We start from the raw sequence: 19197 nt of genomic DNA, 5'->3' as shown, positions 1-19197 counted from the left end.
TTACTTAACTGTTTGCTTCTAAATTGAATTTCGAAATTAACATCTAAATTAATTTTAAAACAAATGTTAGAAAACTCGACGATCGTATTCAATTGCTTCCAAATCATATACTTGGTAAACACAATCAAATAAAGGACGTGCCAATTCCCCTTCATCATCATTCCGCACAATCAAATAAATTTGGCTAATGGCGGCACTGTCCGATAATTTCACATAATTCACATGCCTAAACTGCATAATTTGGACAGATTCAGGAACAATACAAATGCCTTCGCCCGCAGCGACCATACCCAGTGATTGCTGCAAATCTGCTTGAGTATTGAAGCGTTTCGGCTCCATCCCATATTCTAAAAATAAAGACTTGATCAGCGTTGCATAACTTTGACCATCCGTTGCAGGATAAATAAAAATCTGCTCATCTTTGAGATTATTTAATGCAATCTGCTGCTGTGAAGATAAAGGATGGCTTGAATGCACCGCAACAATCAGAGGCTCTTCACGCAATAGCACACGTTTAACCGCCTGATCCGACACACGAACTCGACTAAAACATGCATCAACCCGACCTTCTTTTAATGCCTGAATCTGATCAACTGCACTCAGTTCAATTAAATTTACATTTAAGTGTGGATATTGCTGGCGGAACAAATAAACGATTCGAGGTAATAAACCACAGAGTAAGGAACCGCCATACCCAATATTAATGGTACGTTCAGTAGCACTGGCCCGCTGCGTAATGAGCTTAATTTCTTCTGCATTTGAAAGTAATTTCACGGCTTGCTGATAAAAGAAACGGCCAATGGTGGTGGTTCTCAAAGGACGGCTGCCACGCTCAAAAAGCTGTGCACCCAACTCTTCTTCTAAATTTTGAATTTGACGACTTAAAGGAGGTTGAGCAATAAATAGCTTTTCAGCAGCCTTCGTAAAACTCTGTTCTTCTACAACGGCGACAAAGTAACGTAAATGTCTTAATTCCATGACATTGTCCTTTAATGTCGAATTTCTTTCATAATGGTCTTTTATTTGAATATATCAGGACGACACTCAAATCACATCCTTCAAATTCGGTTATTTAAAAGATGTATACACCACATTTATTGTTTGGTCATGCTAATGTGAAACGATTACAAGGTTAACCCGACTTTAGTCTTGGCAATTTTACTCAACTTTCTCACATGAAAAACTACAAAACGTGATTGACTTCATGAAACAATTCAAGTTAATTAGCTAAATCGTTGCAAATATGGAATAAGAACAGTGCTGAGTGATCTAGATGATTTTTATTGTTTTGCCCAAGTGGTCGAACATGGTGGTTTTAGTGCAGCAGAACGTGCAACAGATATTCCAAAATCAAAACTGAGTCGTCGGGTCTATAACTTAGAAGAACGTTTAGGTGTCCGCCTGATTCAACGTAGTTCACGACATTTTGCTGTTACAGATATTGGTATGAATATCTACCGCCATGCACAAGTTATGATGAATGCCGCTCAAGCCGCACATGATTTGGTTGATCATCTCAGCACACAGCCGCGCGGCTTAATTAAAGTCAGCTTACCTGTTTCCATCGCGCAAAATGAAATGACCAAAATTTTGCCTGAATTTTTAAAGCAGTACCCAGAAATTAAAGTGCAAATGATGGTGACCAATCGCCGCGTAGATATCATTAATGAAGGCTTCGACCTTGCGCTGCGTGTACGTTCAAATCTAGACGACGACCCCAATTTAGTCATTCGTAAATTTGAAACGATTGAGCAGCACTTATTTGCCAGTCAGGCCTATCTGAATAAATTTGGTGAACTCAAACAGCCCGAAGACTTATCACAACATCAAATATTAAGTATGGCGGATGAGCATCTCGATCAACATATTATTGTGACCGATGCACAGCAGCATCAGAAAAAAATTAAAGTGAATCCAACGGTGATGGGCTCTGACCTGTCTATGTTAGCTGCGCTAGCCTGCCAAGATTGTGGCGTGGTGTTATTGCCCGACAGTATTGTGTCCGACCATGTGAAATCAGGTGCTTTGGTTCGTGTGTTACCTGAATGGAAAGCTGCACATGGTATATTCCATGCTGTTTATCCATCTCGTCGTGGCTTATTACCTGCTGTACGAGTATTCATTGATTACTTAGTTGAAAAACTCAGCCAACATGAACACGCTAAATTTTAGGCAAAAAAAAGCTTACCCATGTGATGGGTAAGCGAAAACTTAAAAACTAAGAAAATCAGAAACTACAGCAGAATCTGTAATCATATTATATAAATAAAATACATCTTTATTAAATCGTTAATAGCTCTAACTGATTTTCAGAGTTATAAGCAAAGCCTTATAAATTAAGCTATAGACAAAACCTCTTAGTCTTAAAACCTATAACGTTCATACACACTACAAATTATTAGACTAAAGTCAAAAATTATACACATGTATAATTTAATTTAACTTCAATCATTTAGATACAGCAGATTCAGGATTAAATTCGCGATTTAGCTTAGATTGCAGGATATGTACCTGTACCTTCTGGCCATGGAGATAGCAACTCAAAACCACTATCGGTTACAACCACCATATGTTCCCACTGTGCAGATAAAGAGCGGTCTGCAGTAATCACTGTCCAGCCATCTTTTAACTCTTTAGTTCGCGCTTTACCGCTGTTAATCATCGGTTCAATGGTAAAGACCATGCCTTTTTTCAGAATCACACCTTGACCCGGTTGACCATAGTGTAAAACGCTCGGTTGCTCATGATAAACCTTACCAATTCCGTGACCACAGTATTCACGTACTATGCTGTAGCCTTCACGATGAGCAACTTGTTGAATGGCATAGCCTACATCCCCCAAAGTTGCTCCCGGTTTAACTGCATGAATCCCTGCAACCATGGCTTCGTAGGTAGTTTCCACTAACTTTTTAGCCGCAGGCGAAACCTCACCCACATAGTACATACGACTGGTATCACCAAAATAACCATCTTTAATGATGGCAACATCAATATTGATAATGTCACCATCTTTCAATACAGTTTCTTTCGAAGGAATACCATGACAAACCACTTCATTCGGTGAAATACAGGTGGTTTTGGTATAGCCATAGTAGCCAACGTTGGCAGGAATCACTTTAAGTGTGTTGACGATAAAATCATTACAGATATCGTCTAGATATTCAGTGGTCACGCCCGGCTTGACATACTCCCCGATCATCTCTAAAACCTGAGCAGCTAAACGACCTGAAATGCGTAATTTTTCAATATCTTGCTCGGTTTTAATCGTGATTTTGGAAGCTTTCATCTGAATATCCTCAAATTTGAATACACCGAATTATAGACCTTTTAGATTTTTTTTGTTTTATTCAGCCAATATTTCTGCATTTATTCGGCTTATAGCATCCTATTTAGTGCTGAAAATTAGAACAATTGATTTATATCTGATAAATCTTAATCGCTAAACATATTTCTATAAAAAATTTATATACAATAAATTTCTTTTATTTATCATAAATATAAATAAAACATTATTTTATCTGTCAATATATTTATGATTCGTATTATAAAAACTATCTATACGATTTATAAATTTTGCTCCAAAAACGAGCTTAATTGCACTAAAATTGCCTTTTTTCACAGTTCATCTCCCCTTTATGACAAGTCTTCGTACACGGGATATTGTTGCCTTAGGTTTTATGACCTTTGCACTGTTTATTGGTGCAGGTAACATTATTTTCCCACCAATTGTCGCACAGCAAGCGGGTGAACATGTTTGGTTAGCTGCATTTGGTTTCTTAATCACCGCAGTTGGTCTACCTGTCATCACGATTATTGCTTTGTCGCGTGTTGAGGGTTCTATTCAAGTTTTAAGTTCACCTTTGGGTAAAGCAGCCAGCATTATCCTTACTGTCGCGTGTTACTTAGCTGTTGGACCTTTATTTGCAACACCTCGTACAGCTACCGTTTCATATGAAATTGGTTTCTCTTCTTATTTTGGTAACGGCGCAAACAGTCTGCTAATTTATAGCGTGATTTATTTTGCATTAGTGACCATTGTTTCACTTTATCCAAACAAAATTTTGGATACTGTGGGTTATTTCCTTTCACCGCTCAAGATCTTAGGTCTCATTGTACTGGGTATCTCTGCGTTCTTTATCCCTGCTGGTGTAATTCCGCCTGCAATTGGTAACTACGTGGCTGCACCAGTTTCTGAAGGTGTGGTCAATGGTTATTTAACCATGGATACTTTAGGTGCTTTAGTTTTTGGTATCGTGATCGTAAAAGCCATTACTTCACGTGGTGTAACGGATAGTAAGCTCGTCACCAAGTATGCTGTCATTGCCAGTATTATTTCAGGTATTGGACTTACACTGGTTTATATCAGCTTGTTCAAACTCGGTATGGGCAGCCATGATATTGCTCCAAATGCAACAAATGGTGCAGTGATCCTGCATGCATATGTACAACATGCATTTGGTGATATGGGCGCTTATTTCCTATCTGCAATGATCTTTGTTGCATGTATGGTGACCGCGATTGGCTTGACCTGCGCATGTGCTGAATATTTCTCAGAATTGACTAAAATTCCATACAAAGTTTTTGTGTTCATTTTAGTTGGTTTCTCACTGCTGATTTCAAACTTAGGTTTAACCAAACTCATTGCAGTTTCAGTGCCTGTTTTAAGTGCAATTTATCCACCTGCGATTGCAGTTATCCTACTTAGCTTCTGCTCTAAATGGTTTATTTCACCATCACGAGTTATTGCGCCTGTTACCGCTTGTGCGTTTATTTTCGGTATTTTTGATGGTTTAAAAGTAGCTGGTTTCGAAGATGCGCTTCCAAGCTTTATTGCCAATCTACCGCTTGCTCAACAAAATTTAGCATGGCTGATCCCTTCTGTGATTGTGCTGATTATTGCTGCTGTAATTGACAAAGTTAAAAAATAACCTTTTTTGACCTGTCTAAAATCGGAGTTTTACCCGAATGACGATTTTACCTGTGACCAATAATTGTCGAGTTTTACCCAAACTGACTTTTATTTGTCCTACTACAGCGCAAAAATCCTAAGTCATTGAACTTTTTTAATAAAGTTTTATTTTCATGATGAGAAAAAAATCCAGCCCTTTGGCTACAAAATATAATAATAGTTAAAATACAAATACTTTCTGCAAAATACACCGTACACAAACTCCATGATTAAGCCCGATTCAGACTGTAAGCTAGGCGGTTTCGTGTCATAAAGCCGATATACCCGTGTTGGTATATATATTGCTTATTCATACATAGATATTATGCATCGACCATTTTACTCACCAGTCAACACCTTTAGATTCATAATATTTAGTATATGAATAAAATGATTATTCTTATACGATGATCTAACATAGTTTTATGACAAAATAATGACATTTGCTATTGAAATACTTCTAGTTTCGAAGTACAACAGTAGTTCAAACCTGACCAAAATCATGGGTTTTGGCTAAACAACAACAAGGAGGGGTGGAGATGTTATCAGTACATTTCAAAAAGCAATTCTTCATTAACGCTCTGAAGGCAAATAAGAACATGGTGACCTATACAAGCACCACTATTGCTCTCATGCTGACACTACTTATTCAAGGCTTAATACAAGGAAATTTAAGACCTGAATATTTTGCTTATGCGCTTATTGTCTCTGTAGCCTTTTATTTATGGGCAGTCATTGACCACAAATATCGAAAGCAAAAATCAACAGAATTTTAAGTTAGAAGATGGATGAGGCATCATCCATCTTGAAAAAAGAAAGATGCCACCCCCACCTTCTCGATCATTTAATCCTTTTTAAATAACAATACAAATAATCCCTAAAATAACCAGAAAATCATCAGCCTTTTCTCATAAATTTTCAATTCTGCAGAACTTAAAATTTTGTTTATATAAATTCTTCGACCTAACAATCGTCTGCACTTTAAAAGCTTTTATCTCCTGATTAGCCTCCAATCTAATTGATACGATTTTTATTTGATACTACTTTGCTTAAAACCAAAATTTAACGATGACTCCGAAGAGCAATCCGAGTGTTGCAATTAACTCGCCAATCACCAATCCAAGCATTGCCATACTCATCATCCATTTAGGCAAATGCCACTTACCTAAGACGTGCGGTACTTTAAATTGATTGGTGGTATCGGCTAAAAAGCCATGCAGTACATAGCTTAAAATCGAAAAGCTAAAAAAGAACAAATTGATGATTACAAAGAGTAAATTGAGCGTATGTGGAAGTGCTGAAAAATAGGCCAATACCGCTAAAATAAGCGTCGCTGGGGCGTATAACAAACTGCTCCGATGTGCAATATCGACATAATAATGCGCACGTGCCAGTTCAGACTGTCTTATTTGTGTATATTTCCACACACCCGTGAGCATACCTACCCATAAATAAATCCCACTAAAGACTATCGCAATTTGTACTGCACTCGAAAGTTGAAGCATGTCCATTTTTAATTTACATCCATTGTTCAATTACACGCATTATTTTTATCTGTATTTCTACTGCAATAGTACTTGCTTCAAACCTGTTATGACATGACTTTAGAGTCATACTCTTTTCAGGTTTCTTTTTGGAACTTGTTTAAATTAGAGTCATCGGAACACACCCATGAAGTTTGAATCATGTCATCATCTGAAAAACTCACGATTCATTGCCAAGACGGCTATTCACTGAGTGCGCGCTATTATCCGCACCAGACAGAGCTCAAACAGGTTTTACCTGTGTTGATTTGTCCAGCCACAGGCATTACCAAGCAATTTTATAATAGTTATGCAACATGGTTGAGCCAACAAGGCTATGACGTTTTAGTTTTTGATTTTCGTGGTATTGGTGAGTCGCTACACAGCCCTCTAAAAGAATCGACAGCAAGTATTGTGCAATGGGGGCAGCTTGATATCCCTGCGGCAATCGACGCCTTGATCAGTAAAACGCAAGCGCCTAAAGTCATATTACTCGGTCATAGCGCAGGCGGACAATTATTAGGTATCGTGCCAAATTTTGACAAAGTTGCCAAAGTGGTTGCTGTTTCTGGCTCTACAGGTCATGTAAAAAAACTTAAAGGTCGTACCAAACTTTTAGCTCCAGTGATGTTTAATGTGATCTTCCCGATTGCACGCTATACCATTGGCTATGGCCCGACCAATGCAATTGGCATGGGTGAAAATTTGCCAAAAGATGTAGCTCGTGAATGGGCTGAATTTTGTAGCAAACCTGGTTATGTCATCAATGCCTTAGGCAAAACTGTTCAGCATGATTTTCATCAACAAGTGAGCTGCCCGATCACCGCCGTATGGAGCTCCGATGACGAAATTGCCACGGAAGCCAATGTCAAAGACTTGCTGCGCTTATACCCGAATGCTTCGACTCAAATGATTGAGTTAAAACCGAAAGAAACAGGTCATAAAGCCATCGGACATATGTTGATGTTTAAATCATCACATCAAAACCTATGGCCGATCATTGAACAACAGTTACACGCTTAAGTTTTTGCCACTCAGTCAGTAATCCGGCTGAGTGGTCTTTTTATAATCTGCACAAGATTTTCTATTTTTAGCTTCAATCACCCTGCCTAACACCTTACATAATTTATTTTTCTATCTTTAAAATCTGCATTGCAAGTCCGAGTGTGCTTATTTTCTTCAGCCGACCATTGCAAAAAATGATATAACTATTTTTTCTCAATTATATTCTATTTTGGCATGAGTGAAGCACGACACAACCTCGACAGAATTGATCGTTTAATATTATCCGCATTAAGAGAAGATGGACGACTCACCATAGCCCAGCTTTCTGAACGTGTTGGTCTCTCCTCTTCGCCATGTTGGACACGCTTAAAACGTCTAGAAAATTTAAAAATTATCGATGGTTATACAGCCAACATCAATCCAAAATCGATTGGGATCAATGAATTATTCTTTATTGAAATCACATTAGAACGTCACGATGATGAAATTTTAGATCAATTTAGTGAAACTTTAGCCAATATGCCAGAAGTGGTAGAGGCACATTTAGTCACTGGCGATTACGATTATTTAGTGAAAGTTGCGGTTAAAAATGCTGAACACTATGAGCGTTTTTTACGTAAAAATTTATATTCTATGAAAGGTATACGCCATACCCGCTCCATTTTTGCGCTACGACAATTAAAATCTGCCAGCAGTGCTGACCTCATGATGATTGAGTAATGAGTCAATATAGATCTAATCTATAAAATGACCTTAAAATTTAAGAGCAATTAAGTTCATCACCTAATTGCCCTGTTTATGCGGTCTAATCTATAAAGCCATCTTTTTTCAATTTTTTATCTGTCAAATACTCGCGTATGACCAATGTTGCGATAATAATGATGACTTCCAGAATGGCCGCTGTGACGGTTATTTTGATAAAAACATCGGCACTGAGCCACTCAAACCACAGCTGAGCAATGGCTAATAAACCCCATAAAATTGAAATAATCAGTGCGCTGAAGACACCGTATTTCATTTTTCTCTCTCCAAAACAACCACATAAGCTTCACGCTTCCAAAACAGCAGCATACGGCGGATATCTTTTTCCATCGTAATCACCGCCCAGCCTTGCTGCGCATTTTGGTTTAAAAAATTTGTGAATTTAACAGGATCAACTTTTGAAGCGCCAAGCAGTAAAGACCCCAGCATGCCTTCTTGATAGATAACAACTTTATATTCTTTCATCAATTTCGTTCTTTATGGTTATAGTGAAATGAACAAATGTTCACGGCAAAGTATAACGATCGCTTTTTCCTGAAACAACCCGGTTTTCCTGCCAATTTACTCAGCAATTTTTTCAATTTTATGTTTTAATACACGCAGTATGAGATGAGCCTTATATGAGTATCACGCGAGTGATACGACTAGCCCCTAACCATGGGGCTTTTTAATGTCAGCATTTATGATTTTCAAGTTTTAGCATCTTTGAGAGACTCTTTCGCTAATAGTTTGCTGTGTCTTTCGACATGCTGCCAGCATAGCCCTATACTCGTAAAGCTAAGAAAGTATTCAAAGCAACGATATACTTACTTAAATCTATCACCGATCAGTTAAAAATAATCACTGCAGTCTCTTCTGCCTGCAAATATCTAGGTGTCAGCACTTCACGCTTCTATGCATGAAAAATGTTAGATTTATTTATGTATGATGATTTGAAAGCTATCCATTGGCAGCATCATACTCATTTAGGCGCACAATCATGTCCATGACATACATGATCTTGATTATCGTATGAATGAATGTTCTGTCTGTAGAATCTAAGAATATTTAAAAAGCTAAGTTTACTGAATAAAGTTGCACGCAAATATAAGCATACAACGGATATTACTTATATCAGTACCAAGCAAGATGGGTTGTATTTATGTGGATGCTAAGTTTATTTAGTCGTTGTACTGTCTGTTGGCAAACTAGCCATTGTAATGGTCAAGTAAAATCAGACCATCAATTGATATGCGTGTAATGCATTTAATTAAGCAGTAGCTCATCAAGGTTATCCAAACAGGTGCATGGTACATTTCCTTGCAAAGCAATACTTCACAGACTCGAAGTACTGTAATCATGATTGTAGGGGCTATTTATTGATGAATAACGGTATTCTAGTATACAACCGTCGCGACCTTACACAGTATGCTGCTCATGGGATAATGCAGTAAGCGAAGCTTGTCTCCCACATTAAAAGACCATGTGATTCACGGTAGTGTTTACTACTAGAAAAGAAACCGATGCTGTATTATTCTCAAAGTTTACTACCATCGAATTAGACGACCTTCTACAAATGACTGGTTAAGTCTAAAAGCCTTTAAGCAGAAATATTTTAAGTATTTAGAAGGGATGACCGTTCACGATATTGTTTAGGATCAATGCTTCACTTGCTTGATGGGGCACTATGAAACAGTCACTTGCCGCAGTAAATCTGAAGTTCTGATGTGCATATAAAAAATCCTCCTAAGCGGAGGATTTTTCGACTAAAACTGTGTGCAGTTTAGAATTTTGCTTCTAATACATTCGCTGACACTTGGTTTTTCCAAAGCTCACGTAAAGTCGGTAGATAGAATTTTTCACCTAGCTCGACCAACTCTGCATCAATCAAACCATGAACTTCGTGCATGAATAAATAATCAAGTTCAACGGTTTGTAATTTTGACTGTGCTTTTTTATATTCTTTACGTTTTTGCTGTGCTTTTTTTACCAAGTTATCTGCATAAGCACGGTCTTTATATTGGGCAATAGCATTCAAACGTAGCTCAATTACGCCCCACCCACTGAGTAGTAATTTAAATTTTTCAAAATCTGGCGTTGTCGATTCCCAGCTCATTTCTTCAAGATTTTCATTTTCAGGCAAAACTGGTAGCAAAAGCTCCATAACGCTTGGAAAAATCTTTTTAAAATTCAATATAAATTTAACAGGATGCTCGCCCGGATAGTCTTTAAATTGAACGTTCTTTTGGACATCTGTCAAATAGATGGTGAGCATTGGGGGAAATCCTTAAATAAAATACTGTCTTGCAAATATTTATTCAAACAAATGTCAAATAGCAACGAAAACAGAAAAAGAAAGGCATTTTAACAAGTGTGCCAATGAATTCAAAGCCCAATCCAATGAATTACTCTCTTCCAACATTGGCCTTGCTTCATTTTTTCGTTACCCAGTTTTTTATAAATCATCCAGTTTATATCTATACTTTTACAGCTGAAAATGAATCAAAAGAATCTGTATTAGGCAGTATCTAGCTGAAAAATTGATGAATCATAGATCCAATAAAAAGAGAGGCTGAATATAAATCAGCCTCTCTACTTGTTTACAAATACTTTAGATGAATAATCTCAAAACAATTTATTTTGTATTTGGTGAAACCATTTGCTCAGGACGAACCACTTCATCAAATTGCTCAGCAGTAACTAATCCGAGTTCTACCGCAACTTGTTTTAAGGTTTTGCCCTCTTTATATGCGGTTTTAGCAACTTTTGCAGCATTTTCATAACCAATTACTGGATTGAGCGCCGTAACTAACATTAATGAATCATGTAAGAAATGATCGATTTTTTCACGGTTTGGTTCAATGCCTACTGCACAGTGGTCATTGAAGCTATTACATGCATCGCCGAGGAGTTGAATAGATTGCAATAGGTTAAAGGCAATAACAGGCATAAACACGTTTAATTCAAAGTTACCCGATGCACCGGCAACATTAATGGTTGTGTCATTTCCAAGTACTTGAGCAACCACCATCGTCATGGCTTCACTTTGAGTTGGATTGACCTTACCTGGCATGATGCTTGAGCCTGGTTCATTTTCTGGAATGCGTAGCTCACCAAAACCACAGCGTGGACCACTGGCTAACCAGCGCACGTCATTGGCGATTTTATTTAAACTTGCAGCAAGTGTTTTTAAAGCACCCGACGCAAATACAGCTGCATCACGTCCTGCAAGTGCTTCAAATTTATTGGGCGCCGTTACAAATGGCAGACCCGTTTGCTTCGCAAGTTCTGCTGCTGCTTTTACAGCATATTCAGGATGTGCATTCAAACCTGTACCCACCGCTGTACCGCCTAGTGGTAATTCATACAGCCCTTCTAAAGCTTGATTTAAACGCTTCAATCCATGATCGAGCTGTGAAACATAGCCGCTAAACTCTTGGCCTAATGTTAAAGGCGTTGCGTCCTGTAAATGTGTACGGCCAATTTTAACAATATCTTTAAATTCGTTAGATTTAGCTTCTAAGGTATTACGCAGTTTCGTTACTGCAGGAATTAAAAGCTCATTGATTTGTAGACTTGCAGCCACATGGATTGCGGTTGGGAACGAATCATTGGTCGATTGAGCACGATTGACATGATCATTGGGATGGATAGGTTTTTGTGAACCCAATGGATTGCCTAGTTTTTGATTGGCAATATTGGCAATTACCTCATTACAGTTCATGTTACTTTGCGTACCTGAACCCGTTTGCCAAACTACCAGTGGAAATTGTGCATCCCACTGCCCTGAGATCACTTCTTCGGCTGCATTGACAATATAACCAGATAGTTCCTGAGGGATTTGACCCAATGCTGCGTTAGTAATCGCTGCTGATTTTTTCACGAGACCCATTGCACGAATCATTGGACGTGGTAAACGTTCACCACCAATCTTAAAGTTTTGCAAACTACGCTGTGTTTGTGCACCCCACATCGCATCGCTAGGTACTTCAACATCGCCCATTGTGTCATGTTCAATACGTGTTTGCATAAATGACCTCATATCCTTATCTATAAACTTGAACGTCTGTGCAGAATCAAACTCTGCTGATAAATACAGTTTAGGTAACTTGTTTAGACTTGTAAATAATAACCATTATCAATTATAAGTGGTTTATTTGATAATCTTTATCGTGATTTTATAAAGAAAATCATGCACGATGATTAAATTTACCGAAAACAAGACGAGTTAATTCCCTCTTAATGTTTGTTGATAGAAACGCCATTCATCTTCTAGCATTTTCTTTAAATCTTGTTCAGGCTGCCAATCAAAAGTACTTTTCGCTTTCTGTGTACTTGCCCCAAGCTGGTCATATTCATGGCTTGGATAAAAAGTAGATTCGACAGTCTTAATCTCGGCCTTAGTTACTTCTGAAAGCGTATCTAATAGTTGCTGTATCGAAACCAACTCACCTGAAATATTAAAAGCCTCACAGGCGAATTGCTGCTGCGACAACCATTGCAAACATTGCCACACCGCCTTACAACAGTCGAGTACATGCAAGAAACTCCGTTCCACAGTACCATCTCCAGTTTTAGCTTGTTTGCGAAGTTCGATAAAATCTCGTTGTAAAGCCCCAACTTGCATCGCTAGTGGCACGATATTTTTTGGCAATGGCGCTACAAACTCACCTAAAACTGCATGCTCGAAAGCACCTGCGACGTTTCCTAAACGCAAAATCGCAATTTTCCACTCATTATCCGTACGTGCAGTATCCCGTATAATTTCTTCCACCATTTGTTGAGATTTCACATAGGGATTTGGATAGGTAAAATTAATTTCTGTGTCTTCTGTTAATTCTGCCGACGACTGACCATATACCGCTAAACTTGATAAATGGATCAGTGTTCGTACACCTGTTCGCTGCATGGCACGCAGCAAACTCATGATACAACTGACATTATCATTATAATATTCAAGTGGTTTAAGGACGGATTCTTCCAATGACTTAAAGCCTGCCGTATGAATGACAGCATCGACGGTATATTGTTCAAATACTTTATTGAGTGCGGGAGTATTGCGAATATCGAGTTTGACAAAAGGCACATACATGCCTGAAATAAATTCTAGTCGTTCAAGTGTTTGTAAATTTGCATTGGATAAATTATCCACAATAATGACTTCTTGACCTTGAGCCATTAAACTCAAGGCTATATGTGAACCTATAAAGCCTAAACCACCAGTCACTAAAATCATTGTTTAGATACTCCTTATAGTTATCAAGCTTTTACAACTCTTTGGCATCATCTTGGTGTCGTCACCAACTTATCTACAGATCTAAATTTTGAAACTTCGCCTCAGCATTTTTCATGAGCCGAATAATCTGCAAGAGCATTCTAGTTTTATCTTACTGCTTTAGAATTTTGACTGTGTTGCAGTTATGGATATTAACTGTATTTGATTTACGACAAATGACCTCGCTAGCGATCAATTTTGAAGACATCATAAGTTTTCGTGGCATTTGAGTTGAAGGGTTTTTGAAGAAGATATTTAATAATAGTTACATTGCGAAGCATGTTAGACAGCAACAAAATATTAAGAAATGATCTTATCGAATGAGCAAATTGAATTGAGCAGTCTGACTATTTTTGAGGTGGAGAAGCAGGATGTGAACGCCAGATGAATCATCAGAAATATTCATCTGGCAAGATGTTGCCAATGTAACTATAGCAGCAGCAAAAGTTTGAAATCACAAATATCTAGCAAACTTAATTTAGCGGATATAGCCTTTTTTAATCATGGCTGAGAATAGGAACTCGTAAACTTTTAAGATCATGCTCACCAAATAAGACCCATATTTTCGCCATAAAGACAGTCCAACAAAATTCAGCAAAACCGCAATGATCAGCGCTCCCGCCATATCCATTGGATAATGCACACCCAAATAGACTCTCGACCACGCCACAAGAAAAGCGAAAGCTAGAAATACATAGCCGACAGCTTTTTGCTTTGAAAAAATATAAGAAAATGCAATCGTACTAAAAAACAGCATGTGATCACTCGGGAATGATCCATTTGGTGAATGTTCTATAATCGTGCGTCCAACGTCCAAGACAAAGGGTCTAGGATAGTAAAAGAAACTTGAAATCACTTGGCTGATCAGAAAAGCGACGATAGTAAACACAGTGGCTTTAACGATTTGCTTTTTTGTATCAAAACTTCCTTTAAACCAAGCCAAAAACATCAAAAGAATCACGATATAAAATAGATCATTGGCTATAAATATGGCAAAAGAAATGGTGAAATCTAAAGCATTGTCCGAAGCATTGATTGAATTAAATAAACTTAAATTAAATTTCTCTATATTCATGAGGTGGTTTAAAAAAATGAAAAGATCATAGCACTCTGTAAAATCAAAAATTGCGTTTTATTCATATAAAGATTTTTCAGTATGTAACCGCACAGTTTATTTATGAAAAGTGTTAGCTTGAGGCTGAATCCAAATTAAACCCAATGTTATACCAATCGTTCTATTTGAAGAAAAATTTGCAATGGCAGTGCTGCCTAAATAAGCAAAACTGTGCAAATATTCAGATCATTGAGTAAATCATTGTATACTAGCTTTTTCTTCTGAACTCAGAACAAACTGTCGATCTAGACCGTTTATTCATTTAGTGAATTTCGATGAGTACTCTATTACTAATTACCTCCTCACCCACTTCGATATTGGCTTGGCATGCTTTGGGTCTTGCCCAAGCGCTGAAGCAAAAAGGCGAAAACTTTCGGGTTTTTTTCTATCAAGATGGTGTAAATGTCGCAAATGCCCTGCAATGGGTGCCAGATGATCAACGCAAACTCAGTAGTGAATGGCAAAAACTCGGCATTCGTTTACCTGTTTGCGTAAGTGCAGCTCTCGCACGTGGGATCACAGATCAGGAAAATGCACAGCGTCACAATATTCAGCAACATAATCTAGCTGAGCAATTTGAACTTGTGGGCCTAGGCGAACTCGCCGATGCCGTACAAGCTGCTGACCGTTTATTGCAATTCTAAGTATTTTGATTGCCGCGCATTTGTAGCATTGAAAAGGAAAATTACGTGAAATCTGTACTGGTTGTTTTAACCCATGCAAATCTTGCAAGCTTACAAGTACATGAAAGTCTTTCTGCGACCATGGTGCTTGCAACCTTCGGCTGTGACGTTAAAGTGTTGCTCAAAGATGCTGCGCTGAGCTTACTTCAGGCAGAACAAGAGTTTAATCAGCTCAAGCATGCATTTAAACTCGCATCCAACATGGTTGATAGCTTTGAGTTTTATGATCTCACCCCGATTTATATTGAACAAAAAAATTCACAGCATCCTTTTGTGATCAACAGTGAACAAGAACTAGAGTTTGTTCAATTCAATACTGAATTAATTCAACAATTTGATCATGTGTTGTATTGGTAAAAGAGGAATGATGATGTCAAATTCTACGCTGTATTTAGTCCAAGCCAGCTATGCCAATACCCTACAGCACATCCAGCAGTTAGCCAGTTTAATCAATCCTGAAGATGCAATTATCTTGATGGGTGAAGCAGTCTTACATATTGCAGATGAACAAATTCAGCAATTTGGCACATGTTATGTACTTGAAAATGATGCTGAGATTTTAGGTAAAAGTATGAATTATAGTCATATGAAAGTGATCGACTATGCCGCTTTTGCTGATCTATGCCTTAGATTTAAACGATGTATTTCACTCAAATAAATTGAGTAAAAGCGATCCATTTCTACAATCTTCTCTTTTGGAACGAATATGAATCTTGAATTAGACCAAGATGGCCATTTGGTGGATTACACTATTTGGAATGAAACTGTTGCCCAAGAACTGGCTAAAAGTTTAGATCTTGAGTTAAGCCCATGGCATTTTGAAGTTTTACAAGCTGTGCGACAGTTTTATCAACAGTTTGGTCACTCGCCGGCAACTCGCCCACTCATTAAATTTTTAATGAAAACGGTGAGCGCTGATATTAATAATGCGGTGTTACAAGACAAATTTAACACCGGTTTGGTCGCTCGACATTTAAGTCGTTTAGCGGGAATCCCTAAACCTGCAAATTGTTTGTAATTTTAAAGTAATCTAAATGCCGCTTAGGCTATTTTGACTATATGGATGCAAATCAGCATCTTGAAGAAAGCCATAAAACAGCTTAGGCAGGTTTTAATTGGTTGAGAGCGATGTAATAGGCTTGGGTAAATATCGGTTTGACCTGTTTGGCTTGGATTGGTTCAGCACAACATGAGCACACCAAAACCGGTTTAAATTTTTGCCCACATGCCTGATGCACATATTCAACAGGTGATCCTAAGCCCTGATCCATATATTGATCAGCCCAATGGGTCATAGCTAGAAGGATTGGATACAAGTCTAAGCCTTTTTGAGTCAGCCGATATTCAAACCGTTCCTGACGCTCGACATAAGCAACTTTGGTTAAAATACCTTCTTCAACCAAACGCTTTAATCGGTCAGATAACACATGACGCGTCACACCGAGATTTTGTTGAAAGTCATCAAAACGTCGAATGCCCATAAATGCATTACGGATAATCAACATGGTCCAACGATCCCCTAGCACTGAAAGCGCACGAGCGATTGAACACGGTTGTTGACCTATATCATCCCATTTCATTTTATGAACCATCAAAAATAACGACCAACACCCAATTTAATTCATGCCTGTTGATTTTGCAAAATCCTTTTCAATAATCTTTGAGGTACAAATCATAAATCCACCTTCATTTCCAATCATTTATTTATCGGCTTGATCTAGGAATGAACTAAAAATGTATTTTGTCTTTATTGTCCTCAATTATTTCTAGCCATGCACGCGTTGCGGGACTCATGGCAACAGTGGTATTCCAGGCCATACTGAGTTTCCAGTCTAGATTTGGATTTTCTAATTCAGCCATATGGTATTTTGCCGCATCAAGTTGTTCACAATAAATTTTAGGCAGGAGTGCAATCCCGACATTTGAATCTACCATTTTGGCGATGAAGTCCCACTGGCTACTTTTACACACTACATTGGGCTCAAATCCGACGTAGTTTGCCGCCTGTATAATGATGTCATTGAGTGTGAAGGTATCATCATATAATAAAAAGGATTCTTCTTTTAATTCAATCAGCGATACTGTTTTTCGCTTACGCCACTGTGAGTTTTTTTTGGACAATAGACACAAAGGTGACTCCATCACTGGAATACCACTCAGCACCGGTTTCAAGTGACCCAAAATAATCCCGACGTCGACCTGTTTTTTTAAAATGGCACTTTCTATACCTGTCGCCCCAACCTCAAAAAAGCTCAGTTCAATATTGGGGTATTTTTTATGAAACAGCGCGATTAACTGACTGAACAACACTGATGCCAATGGCGGTAAACCTAGGGTCAATTTACCTTGTTTTAAGGCACGAACTTGGGTAACGGTATCAAGCATCCGTTGTTGTTCATTCAATATCACTAAGGCATGCTGATAAATCTGCTCTCCCATATAGGTGAGCTGTGCTTCCCTTTTTCGACCTGCTTCTCCTTTATGAAATAAAGGCACGCCGATCTCGTCTTCTAACTGACGAATTAATTTACTAATGGTCGGCTGAGTGACAAAAAGCGCTTCTGCTGCATGACTAAAACTCTGTTTTTGTACGATGGTCACAAAGACTTTTAGGCTTTTAATGTCCATTATTATTCCATTTAAGCATAATTAATAATTAATTATTCATAATTATACAGGGTATGCACTTTTAAAATAGCGTCATCTCCTATTCTACTGTCGTCTCATGGATACGTTTCCACAATCTACTTCCAAATTTACCCAGTTTCTTAAAACTTTAGCGCAGCTAAGTTTATTGATATTGATCTGGTGGATTGGCTCTTGCATTCAATCTTGGTTTAACTTGCCGATCTCTGCTGGCGTGATTGGTTTATTGCTCCTTTTAGCCGCATTATTGAGTGGTTTATTTAAAATGCAATGGGTTAAACAAGGCTCAGATTTTATTTTGGCTGAACTGGTTCTATTCTTTATCCCCTGTGTAGTTGGATTAATTAAATATCAAGATTTATTACTCAGCTCTGGCTGGCAGTTAATTTTAGCCGTGGTACTGGGTACCGTCTGTGTCATGGTGTTTACAGCATTTACGGTTTATTGGGGCTTTAAACTCGAGGCAAAACTTAAAGCGAAACACCAAACTGCGACAGATCATGATGTCAACACAGCAGGAAAAACCTTATGAACGATTTTGGGTTGAACAGTATCTCAGTGTTGTTTTTCGTCCTGACCCTTGTCGGTTATATTTTGGCGAAAAAGCTACATCGTAAGTTACCGTATATGGTTCTTTCCCCTGCACTATTCGTCCCGTTTGTGCTGATTATACTCATGTTTTGCTTTCATATTTCATATGACACCTATATGCAAGAAAGCCAATGGATTGTATGGATGCTCGGCCCGGCCACTGTGGCCTTTGCTATCCCCATCTATGAATATCGACAAATTATCCGTCAGCATGCGCTGAGTATTAGTCTAGGCATCGTGATTGGCATGTTAGCTGGGATTATTAGTGCTTTTTATTTGGCACAGTTATTTCAATTTGACCAAGAAACGTCTTATAGCTTGATGGCACGTTCCATTTCTACGCCATTTGCCATGGAACTTACCTCGAATATTGGGGGTTCAGTCGAATTGGTGATTCTATTTACCATGATTACTGGGATTGCCGGCGTGGCTTTGGCTGACCTAGTTTTGGCTGGGCTTAAATTGCATTCACGCTTTGCGCAAGGTGCGGCTCTTGGCAATGCTGCACATGGATTTGGTACAAGTAAGGCGTTATCACGTCATAAAGAAGAAGGTGTTGCAGCCTGCTTGAGCATGGTACTAGCTGGGGTCTTTATGGTATTGCTTGGGCCATCACTTATTCATTTGGTCATTTATCTATTAGGATAAAATAAAAAGCCCAGTGCATTAGC

22 protein-coding genes and 1 pseudogene are annotated in these 19197 nt (G+C 38.3%); 12 read left to right on the top strand and 11 right to left on the bottom strand.

What is annotated here, in order from left to right; genetic code table 11:
• Window positions 1-66 precede the first annotated feature (66 nt).
• Window positions 67-978, bottom strand: coding sequence for a LysR family transcriptional regulator (locus FTV37_RS10605; protein WP_078188530.1), 912 nt, complete (start codon window positions 976-978; stop codon window positions 67-69).
• A gap of 279 nt (window positions 979-1257) precedes the next feature.
• On the opposite strand from FTV37_RS10605, the gene FTV37_RS10600 reads away from it, so the two are divergent.
• On the top strand, window positions 1258-2172 hold the full coding sequence (locus tag FTV37_RS10600; protein WP_180007845.1) for a LysR substrate-binding domain-containing protein: 915 nt from the start codon (window positions 1258-1260) through the stop codon (window positions 2170-2172).
• 319 nt (window positions 2173-2491) lie between these two features.
• Here FTV37_RS10600 and map read toward each other — a convergent pair whose 3' ends face one another.
• A complete protein-coding gene (gene map, locus FTV37_RS10595; RefSeq protein WP_168378636.1) occupies window positions 2492-3286 on the bottom strand; it encodes a type I methionyl aminopeptidase in 795 nt (264 codons plus the stop codon).
• 349 nt (window positions 3287-3635) lie between these two features.
• Here map and brnQ point away from each other — a divergent pair, with 349 nt between their 5' ends.
• Window positions 3636-4928 (top strand): branched-chain amino acid transport system II carrier protein, encoded by a 1293-nt coding sequence (gene brnQ, locus FTV37_RS10590; protein ID WP_180007846.1) that lies wholly within the window; start codon window positions 3636-3638, stop codon window positions 4926-4928.
• Between the two features lie 559 nt (window positions 4929-5487).
• Window positions 5488-5724: a hypothetical protein gene (locus FTV37_RS10585; protein WP_078188534.1), complete on the top strand. Its 237-nt coding sequence runs from the start codon at window positions 5488-5490 to the stop codon at window positions 5722-5724.
• Window positions 5725-5997: 273 nt separating this feature from the next.
• Here the strand turns inward: FTV37_RS10585 and FTV37_RS10580 are convergent, their stop codons facing one another.
• Window positions 5998-6459 carry a hypothetical protein gene (locus FTV37_RS10580; RefSeq protein ID WP_180023531.1) on the bottom strand — a complete coding sequence of 154 codons (462 nt, stop codon included), beginning with the start codon at window positions 6457-6459 and terminating at the stop codon, window positions 5998-6000.
• A 174-nt stretch (window positions 6460-6633) separates the two neighbouring features.
• On the opposite strand from FTV37_RS10580, the gene FTV37_RS10575 reads away from it, so the two are divergent.
• Together FTV37_RS10575 and FTV37_RS10570 are read left to right on the top strand one after the other, a co-directional pair.
• The gene (locus tag FTV37_RS10575; protein WP_180063817.1) at window positions 6634-7494 is read left to right on the top strand and encodes an alpha/beta fold hydrolase; all 861 of its coding nucleotides are present in this window, start codon (window positions 6634-6636) and stop codon (window positions 7492-7494) included.
• Between the two features lie 216 nt (window positions 7495-7710).
• Window positions 7711-8196, top strand: a complete 486-nt coding sequence (locus tag FTV37_RS10570; RefSeq protein WP_078188537.1) for an Lrp/AsnC family transcriptional regulator — start codon at window positions 7711-7713, stop codon at window positions 8194-8196.
• A gap of 85 nt (window positions 8197-8281) precedes the next feature.
• Here the strand turns inward: FTV37_RS10570 and FTV37_RS10565 are convergent, their stop codons facing one another.
• Window positions 8282-8494, bottom strand: a complete 213-nt coding sequence (locus tag FTV37_RS10565; RefSeq protein WP_180063816.1) for a hypothetical protein — start codon at window positions 8492-8494, stop codon at window positions 8282-8284.
• Complete coding sequence (locus FTV37_RS10560; RefSeq protein WP_180063815.1) at window positions 8491-8703, bottom strand: DUF4177 domain-containing protein; 213 nt, start codon at window positions 8701-8703, stop codon at window positions 8491-8493. Before FTV37_RS10560 ends, FTV37_RS10565 begins: the two co-directional genes overlap by 4 nt.
• A 383-nt stretch (window positions 8704-9086) precedes the next feature.
• Between FTV37_RS10560 and FTV37_RS18165 the strand changes: the two are divergent.
• A pseudogene (locus FTV37_RS18165) lies at window positions 9087-9873 on the top strand (IS3 family transposase); the annotation flags it as partial.
• Between the two features lie 127 nt (window positions 9874-10000).
• Here the strand turns inward: FTV37_RS18165 and FTV37_RS10555 are convergent.
• The 4 genes from FTV37_RS10555 to FTV37_RS10540 all read right to left on the bottom strand — a co-directional run bounded on the left by FTV37_RS10555 (window position 10001) and on the right by FTV37_RS10540 (window position 14567).
• Entirely contained in the window at window positions 10001-10492 is a 492-nt protein-coding gene (locus FTV37_RS10555; protein ID WP_168378642.1) for a hypothetical protein, read from the bottom strand.
• A 360-nt stretch (window positions 10493-10852) separates the two neighbouring features.
• Window positions 10853-12247, bottom strand: a complete 1395-nt coding sequence (gene fumC, locus FTV37_RS10550) for a class II fumarate hydratase (RefSeq protein ID WP_180063814.1) — start codon at window positions 12245-12247, stop codon at window positions 10853-10855.
• Window positions 12248-12445: 198 nt separating this feature from the next.
• A complete protein-coding gene (locus tag FTV37_RS10545; RefSeq protein ID WP_180003741.1) occupies window positions 12446-13453 on the bottom strand; it encodes an SDR family NAD(P)-dependent oxidoreductase in 1008 nt (335 codons plus the stop codon).
• A gap of 517 nt (window positions 13454-13970) precedes the next feature.
• Window positions 13971-14567 (bottom strand): phosphatase PAP2 family protein, encoded by a 597-nt coding sequence (locus tag FTV37_RS10540; protein WP_078193832.1) that lies wholly within the window; start codon window positions 14565-14567, stop codon window positions 13971-13973.
• 314 nt (window positions 14568-14881) lie between these two features.
• On the opposite strand from FTV37_RS10540, the gene tusD reads away from it, so the two are divergent.
• The 4 genes from tusD to FTV37_RS10520 are packed head-to-tail and all read left to right on the top strand — an operon-like array spanning window position 14882 to window position 16307.
• The gene (tusD, locus tag FTV37_RS10535; protein ID WP_078190984.1) at window positions 14882-15250 is read left to right on the top strand and encodes a sulfurtransferase complex subunit TusD; all 369 of its coding nucleotides are present in this window, start codon (window positions 14882-14884) and stop codon (window positions 15248-15250) included.
• 45 nt (window positions 15251-15295) lie between these two features.
• The gene (locus FTV37_RS10530; RefSeq protein ID WP_180022111.1) at window positions 15296-15646 is read left to right on the top strand and encodes a hypothetical protein; all 351 of its coding nucleotides are present in this window, start codon (window positions 15296-15298) and stop codon (window positions 15644-15646) included.
• 13 nt (window positions 15647-15659) lie between these two features.
• A complete protein-coding gene (locus FTV37_RS10525) occupies window positions 15660-15947 on the top strand; it encodes a DsrH/TusB family sulfur metabolism protein (RefSeq protein WP_078190986.1) in 288 nt (95 codons plus the stop codon).
• 48 nt (window positions 15948-15995) lie between these two features.
• Window positions 15996-16307, top strand: a complete 312-nt coding sequence (locus FTV37_RS10520) for a TusE/DsrC/DsvC family sulfur relay protein (protein ID WP_168378648.1) — start codon at window positions 15996-15998, stop codon at window positions 16305-16307.
• An 82-nt stretch (window positions 16308-16389) separates the two neighbouring features.
• Here FTV37_RS10520 and FTV37_RS10515 read toward each other — a convergent pair whose 3' ends face one another.
• The gene (locus FTV37_RS10515) at window positions 16390-16869 is read right to left on the bottom strand and encodes a helix-turn-helix domain-containing protein (protein WP_078191046.1); all 480 of its coding nucleotides are present in this window, start codon (window positions 16867-16869) and stop codon (window positions 16390-16392) included.
• A 148-nt stretch (window positions 16870-17017) separates the two neighbouring features.
• Window positions 17018-17917: a LysR family transcriptional regulator gene (locus FTV37_RS10510; RefSeq protein WP_180007851.1), complete on the bottom strand. Its 900-nt coding sequence runs from the start codon at window positions 17915-17917 to the stop codon at window positions 17018-17020.
• 97 nt (window positions 17918-18014) lie between these two features.
• On the opposite strand from FTV37_RS10510, the gene FTV37_RS10505 reads away from it, so the two are divergent.
• Both FTV37_RS10505 and FTV37_RS10500 read left to right on the top strand, forming a co-directional pair.
• Complete coding sequence (locus FTV37_RS10505) at window positions 18015-18467, top strand: CidA/LrgA family protein (RefSeq protein WP_111884333.1); 453 nt, start codon at window positions 18015-18017, stop codon at window positions 18465-18467.
• Complete coding sequence (locus FTV37_RS10500) at window positions 18464-19174, top strand: LrgB family protein (RefSeq protein WP_180063813.1); 711 nt, start codon at window positions 18464-18466, stop codon at window positions 19172-19174. The genes FTV37_RS10505 and FTV37_RS10500 overlap by 4 nt, the downstream gene beginning before the upstream one ends.
• The last annotated feature ends 23 nt before the right edge of the window (window positions 19175-19197 follow it).

Origin of the sequence: Acinetobacter sp. YH16042 (assembly GCF_013417245.1) — a bacterium.
In the GTDB taxonomy this organism is placed as follows: domain Bacteria; phylum Pseudomonadota; class Gammaproteobacteria; order Pseudomonadales; family Moraxellaceae; genus Acinetobacter; species Acinetobacter amyesii.
The sequence above is the reverse complement of the archived record's forward strand: the minus strand, read 5'-3'. Positions and strand labels throughout refer to the sequence as shown.

Excerpts from the sequence above, each read along its gene's own strand:
- FTV37_RS10585 (WP_078188534.1), top strand. The coding sequence starts at position 5,488 with ATGTTATCAGTACATTTCAAAAAGCAATTCTTCATTAACGCTCTGAAG.
- FTV37_RS10570 (WP_078188537.1), top strand. The coding sequence starts at position 7,711 with ATGAGTGAAGCACGACACAACCTCGACAGAATTGATCGTTTAATATTA.
- FTV37_RS10565 (WP_180063816.1), bottom strand. The coding sequence starts at position 8,494 with ATGAAATACGGTGTCTTCAGCGCACTGATTATTTCAATTTTATGGGGT.
- FTV37_RS10605 (WP_078188530.1), bottom strand. The coding sequence starts at position 978 with ATGGAATTAAGACATTTACGTTACTTTGTCGCCGTTGTAGAAGAACAG.
- FTV37_RS10540 (WP_078193832.1), bottom strand. The coding sequence starts at position 14,567 with ATGAATATAGAGAAATTTAATTTAAGTTTATTTAATTCAATCAATGCT.
- FTV37_RS10555 (WP_168378642.1), bottom strand. The coding sequence starts at position 10,492 with ATGCTCACCATCTATTTGACAGATGTCCAAAAGAACGTTCAATTTAAA.
- FTV37_RS10520 (WP_168378648.1), top strand. The coding sequence starts at position 15,996 with ATGAATCTTGAATTAGACCAAGATGGCCATTTGGTGGATTACACTATT.
- FTV37_RS10545 (WP_180003741.1), bottom strand. The coding sequence starts at position 13,453 with ATGATTTTAGTGACTGGTGGTTTAGGCTTTATAGGTTCACATATAGCC.
- FTV37_RS10525 (WP_078190986.1), top strand. The coding sequence starts at position 15,660 with ATGTCAAATTCTACGCTGTATTTAGTCCAAGCCAGCTATGCCAATACC.
- FTV37_RS10505 (WP_111884333.1), top strand. The coding sequence starts at position 18,015 with ATGGATACGTTTCCACAATCTACTTCCAAATTTACCCAGTTTCTTAAA.
- FTV37_RS10575 (WP_180063817.1), top strand. The coding sequence starts at position 6,634 with ATGTCATCATCTGAAAAACTCACGATTCATTGCCAAGACGGCTATTCA.
- tusD (WP_078190984.1), top strand. The coding sequence starts at position 14,882 with ATGAGTACTCTATTACTAATTACCTCCTCACCCACTTCGATATTGGCT.
- FTV37_RS10560 (WP_180063815.1), bottom strand. The coding sequence starts at position 8,703 with ATGAAAGAATATAAAGTTGTTATCTATCAAGAAGGCATGCTGGGGTCT.
- fumC (WP_180063814.1), bottom strand. The coding sequence starts at position 12,247 with ATGCAAACACGTATTGAACATGACACAATGGGCGATGTTGAAGTACCT.
- FTV37_RS10500 (WP_180063813.1), top strand. The coding sequence starts at position 18,464 with ATGAACGATTTTGGGTTGAACAGTATCTCAGTGTTGTTTTTCGTCCTG.
- brnQ (WP_180007846.1), top strand. The coding sequence starts at position 3,636 with ATGACAAGTCTTCGTACACGGGATATTGTTGCCTTAGGTTTTATGACC.
- FTV37_RS10515 (WP_078191046.1), bottom strand. The coding sequence starts at position 16,869 with ATGAAATGGGATGATATAGGTCAACAACCGTGTTCAATCGCTCGTGCG.
- map (WP_168378636.1), bottom strand. The coding sequence starts at position 3,286 with ATGAAAGCTTCCAAAATCACGATTAAAACCGAGCAAGATATTGAAAAA.
- FTV37_RS10580 (WP_180023531.1), bottom strand. The coding sequence starts at position 6,459 with ATGGACATGCTTCAACTTTCGAGTGCAGTACAAATTGCGATAGTCTTT.
- FTV37_RS10510 (WP_180007851.1), bottom strand. The coding sequence starts at position 17,917 with ATGGACATTAAAAGCCTAAAAGTCTTTGTGACCATCGTACAAAAACAG.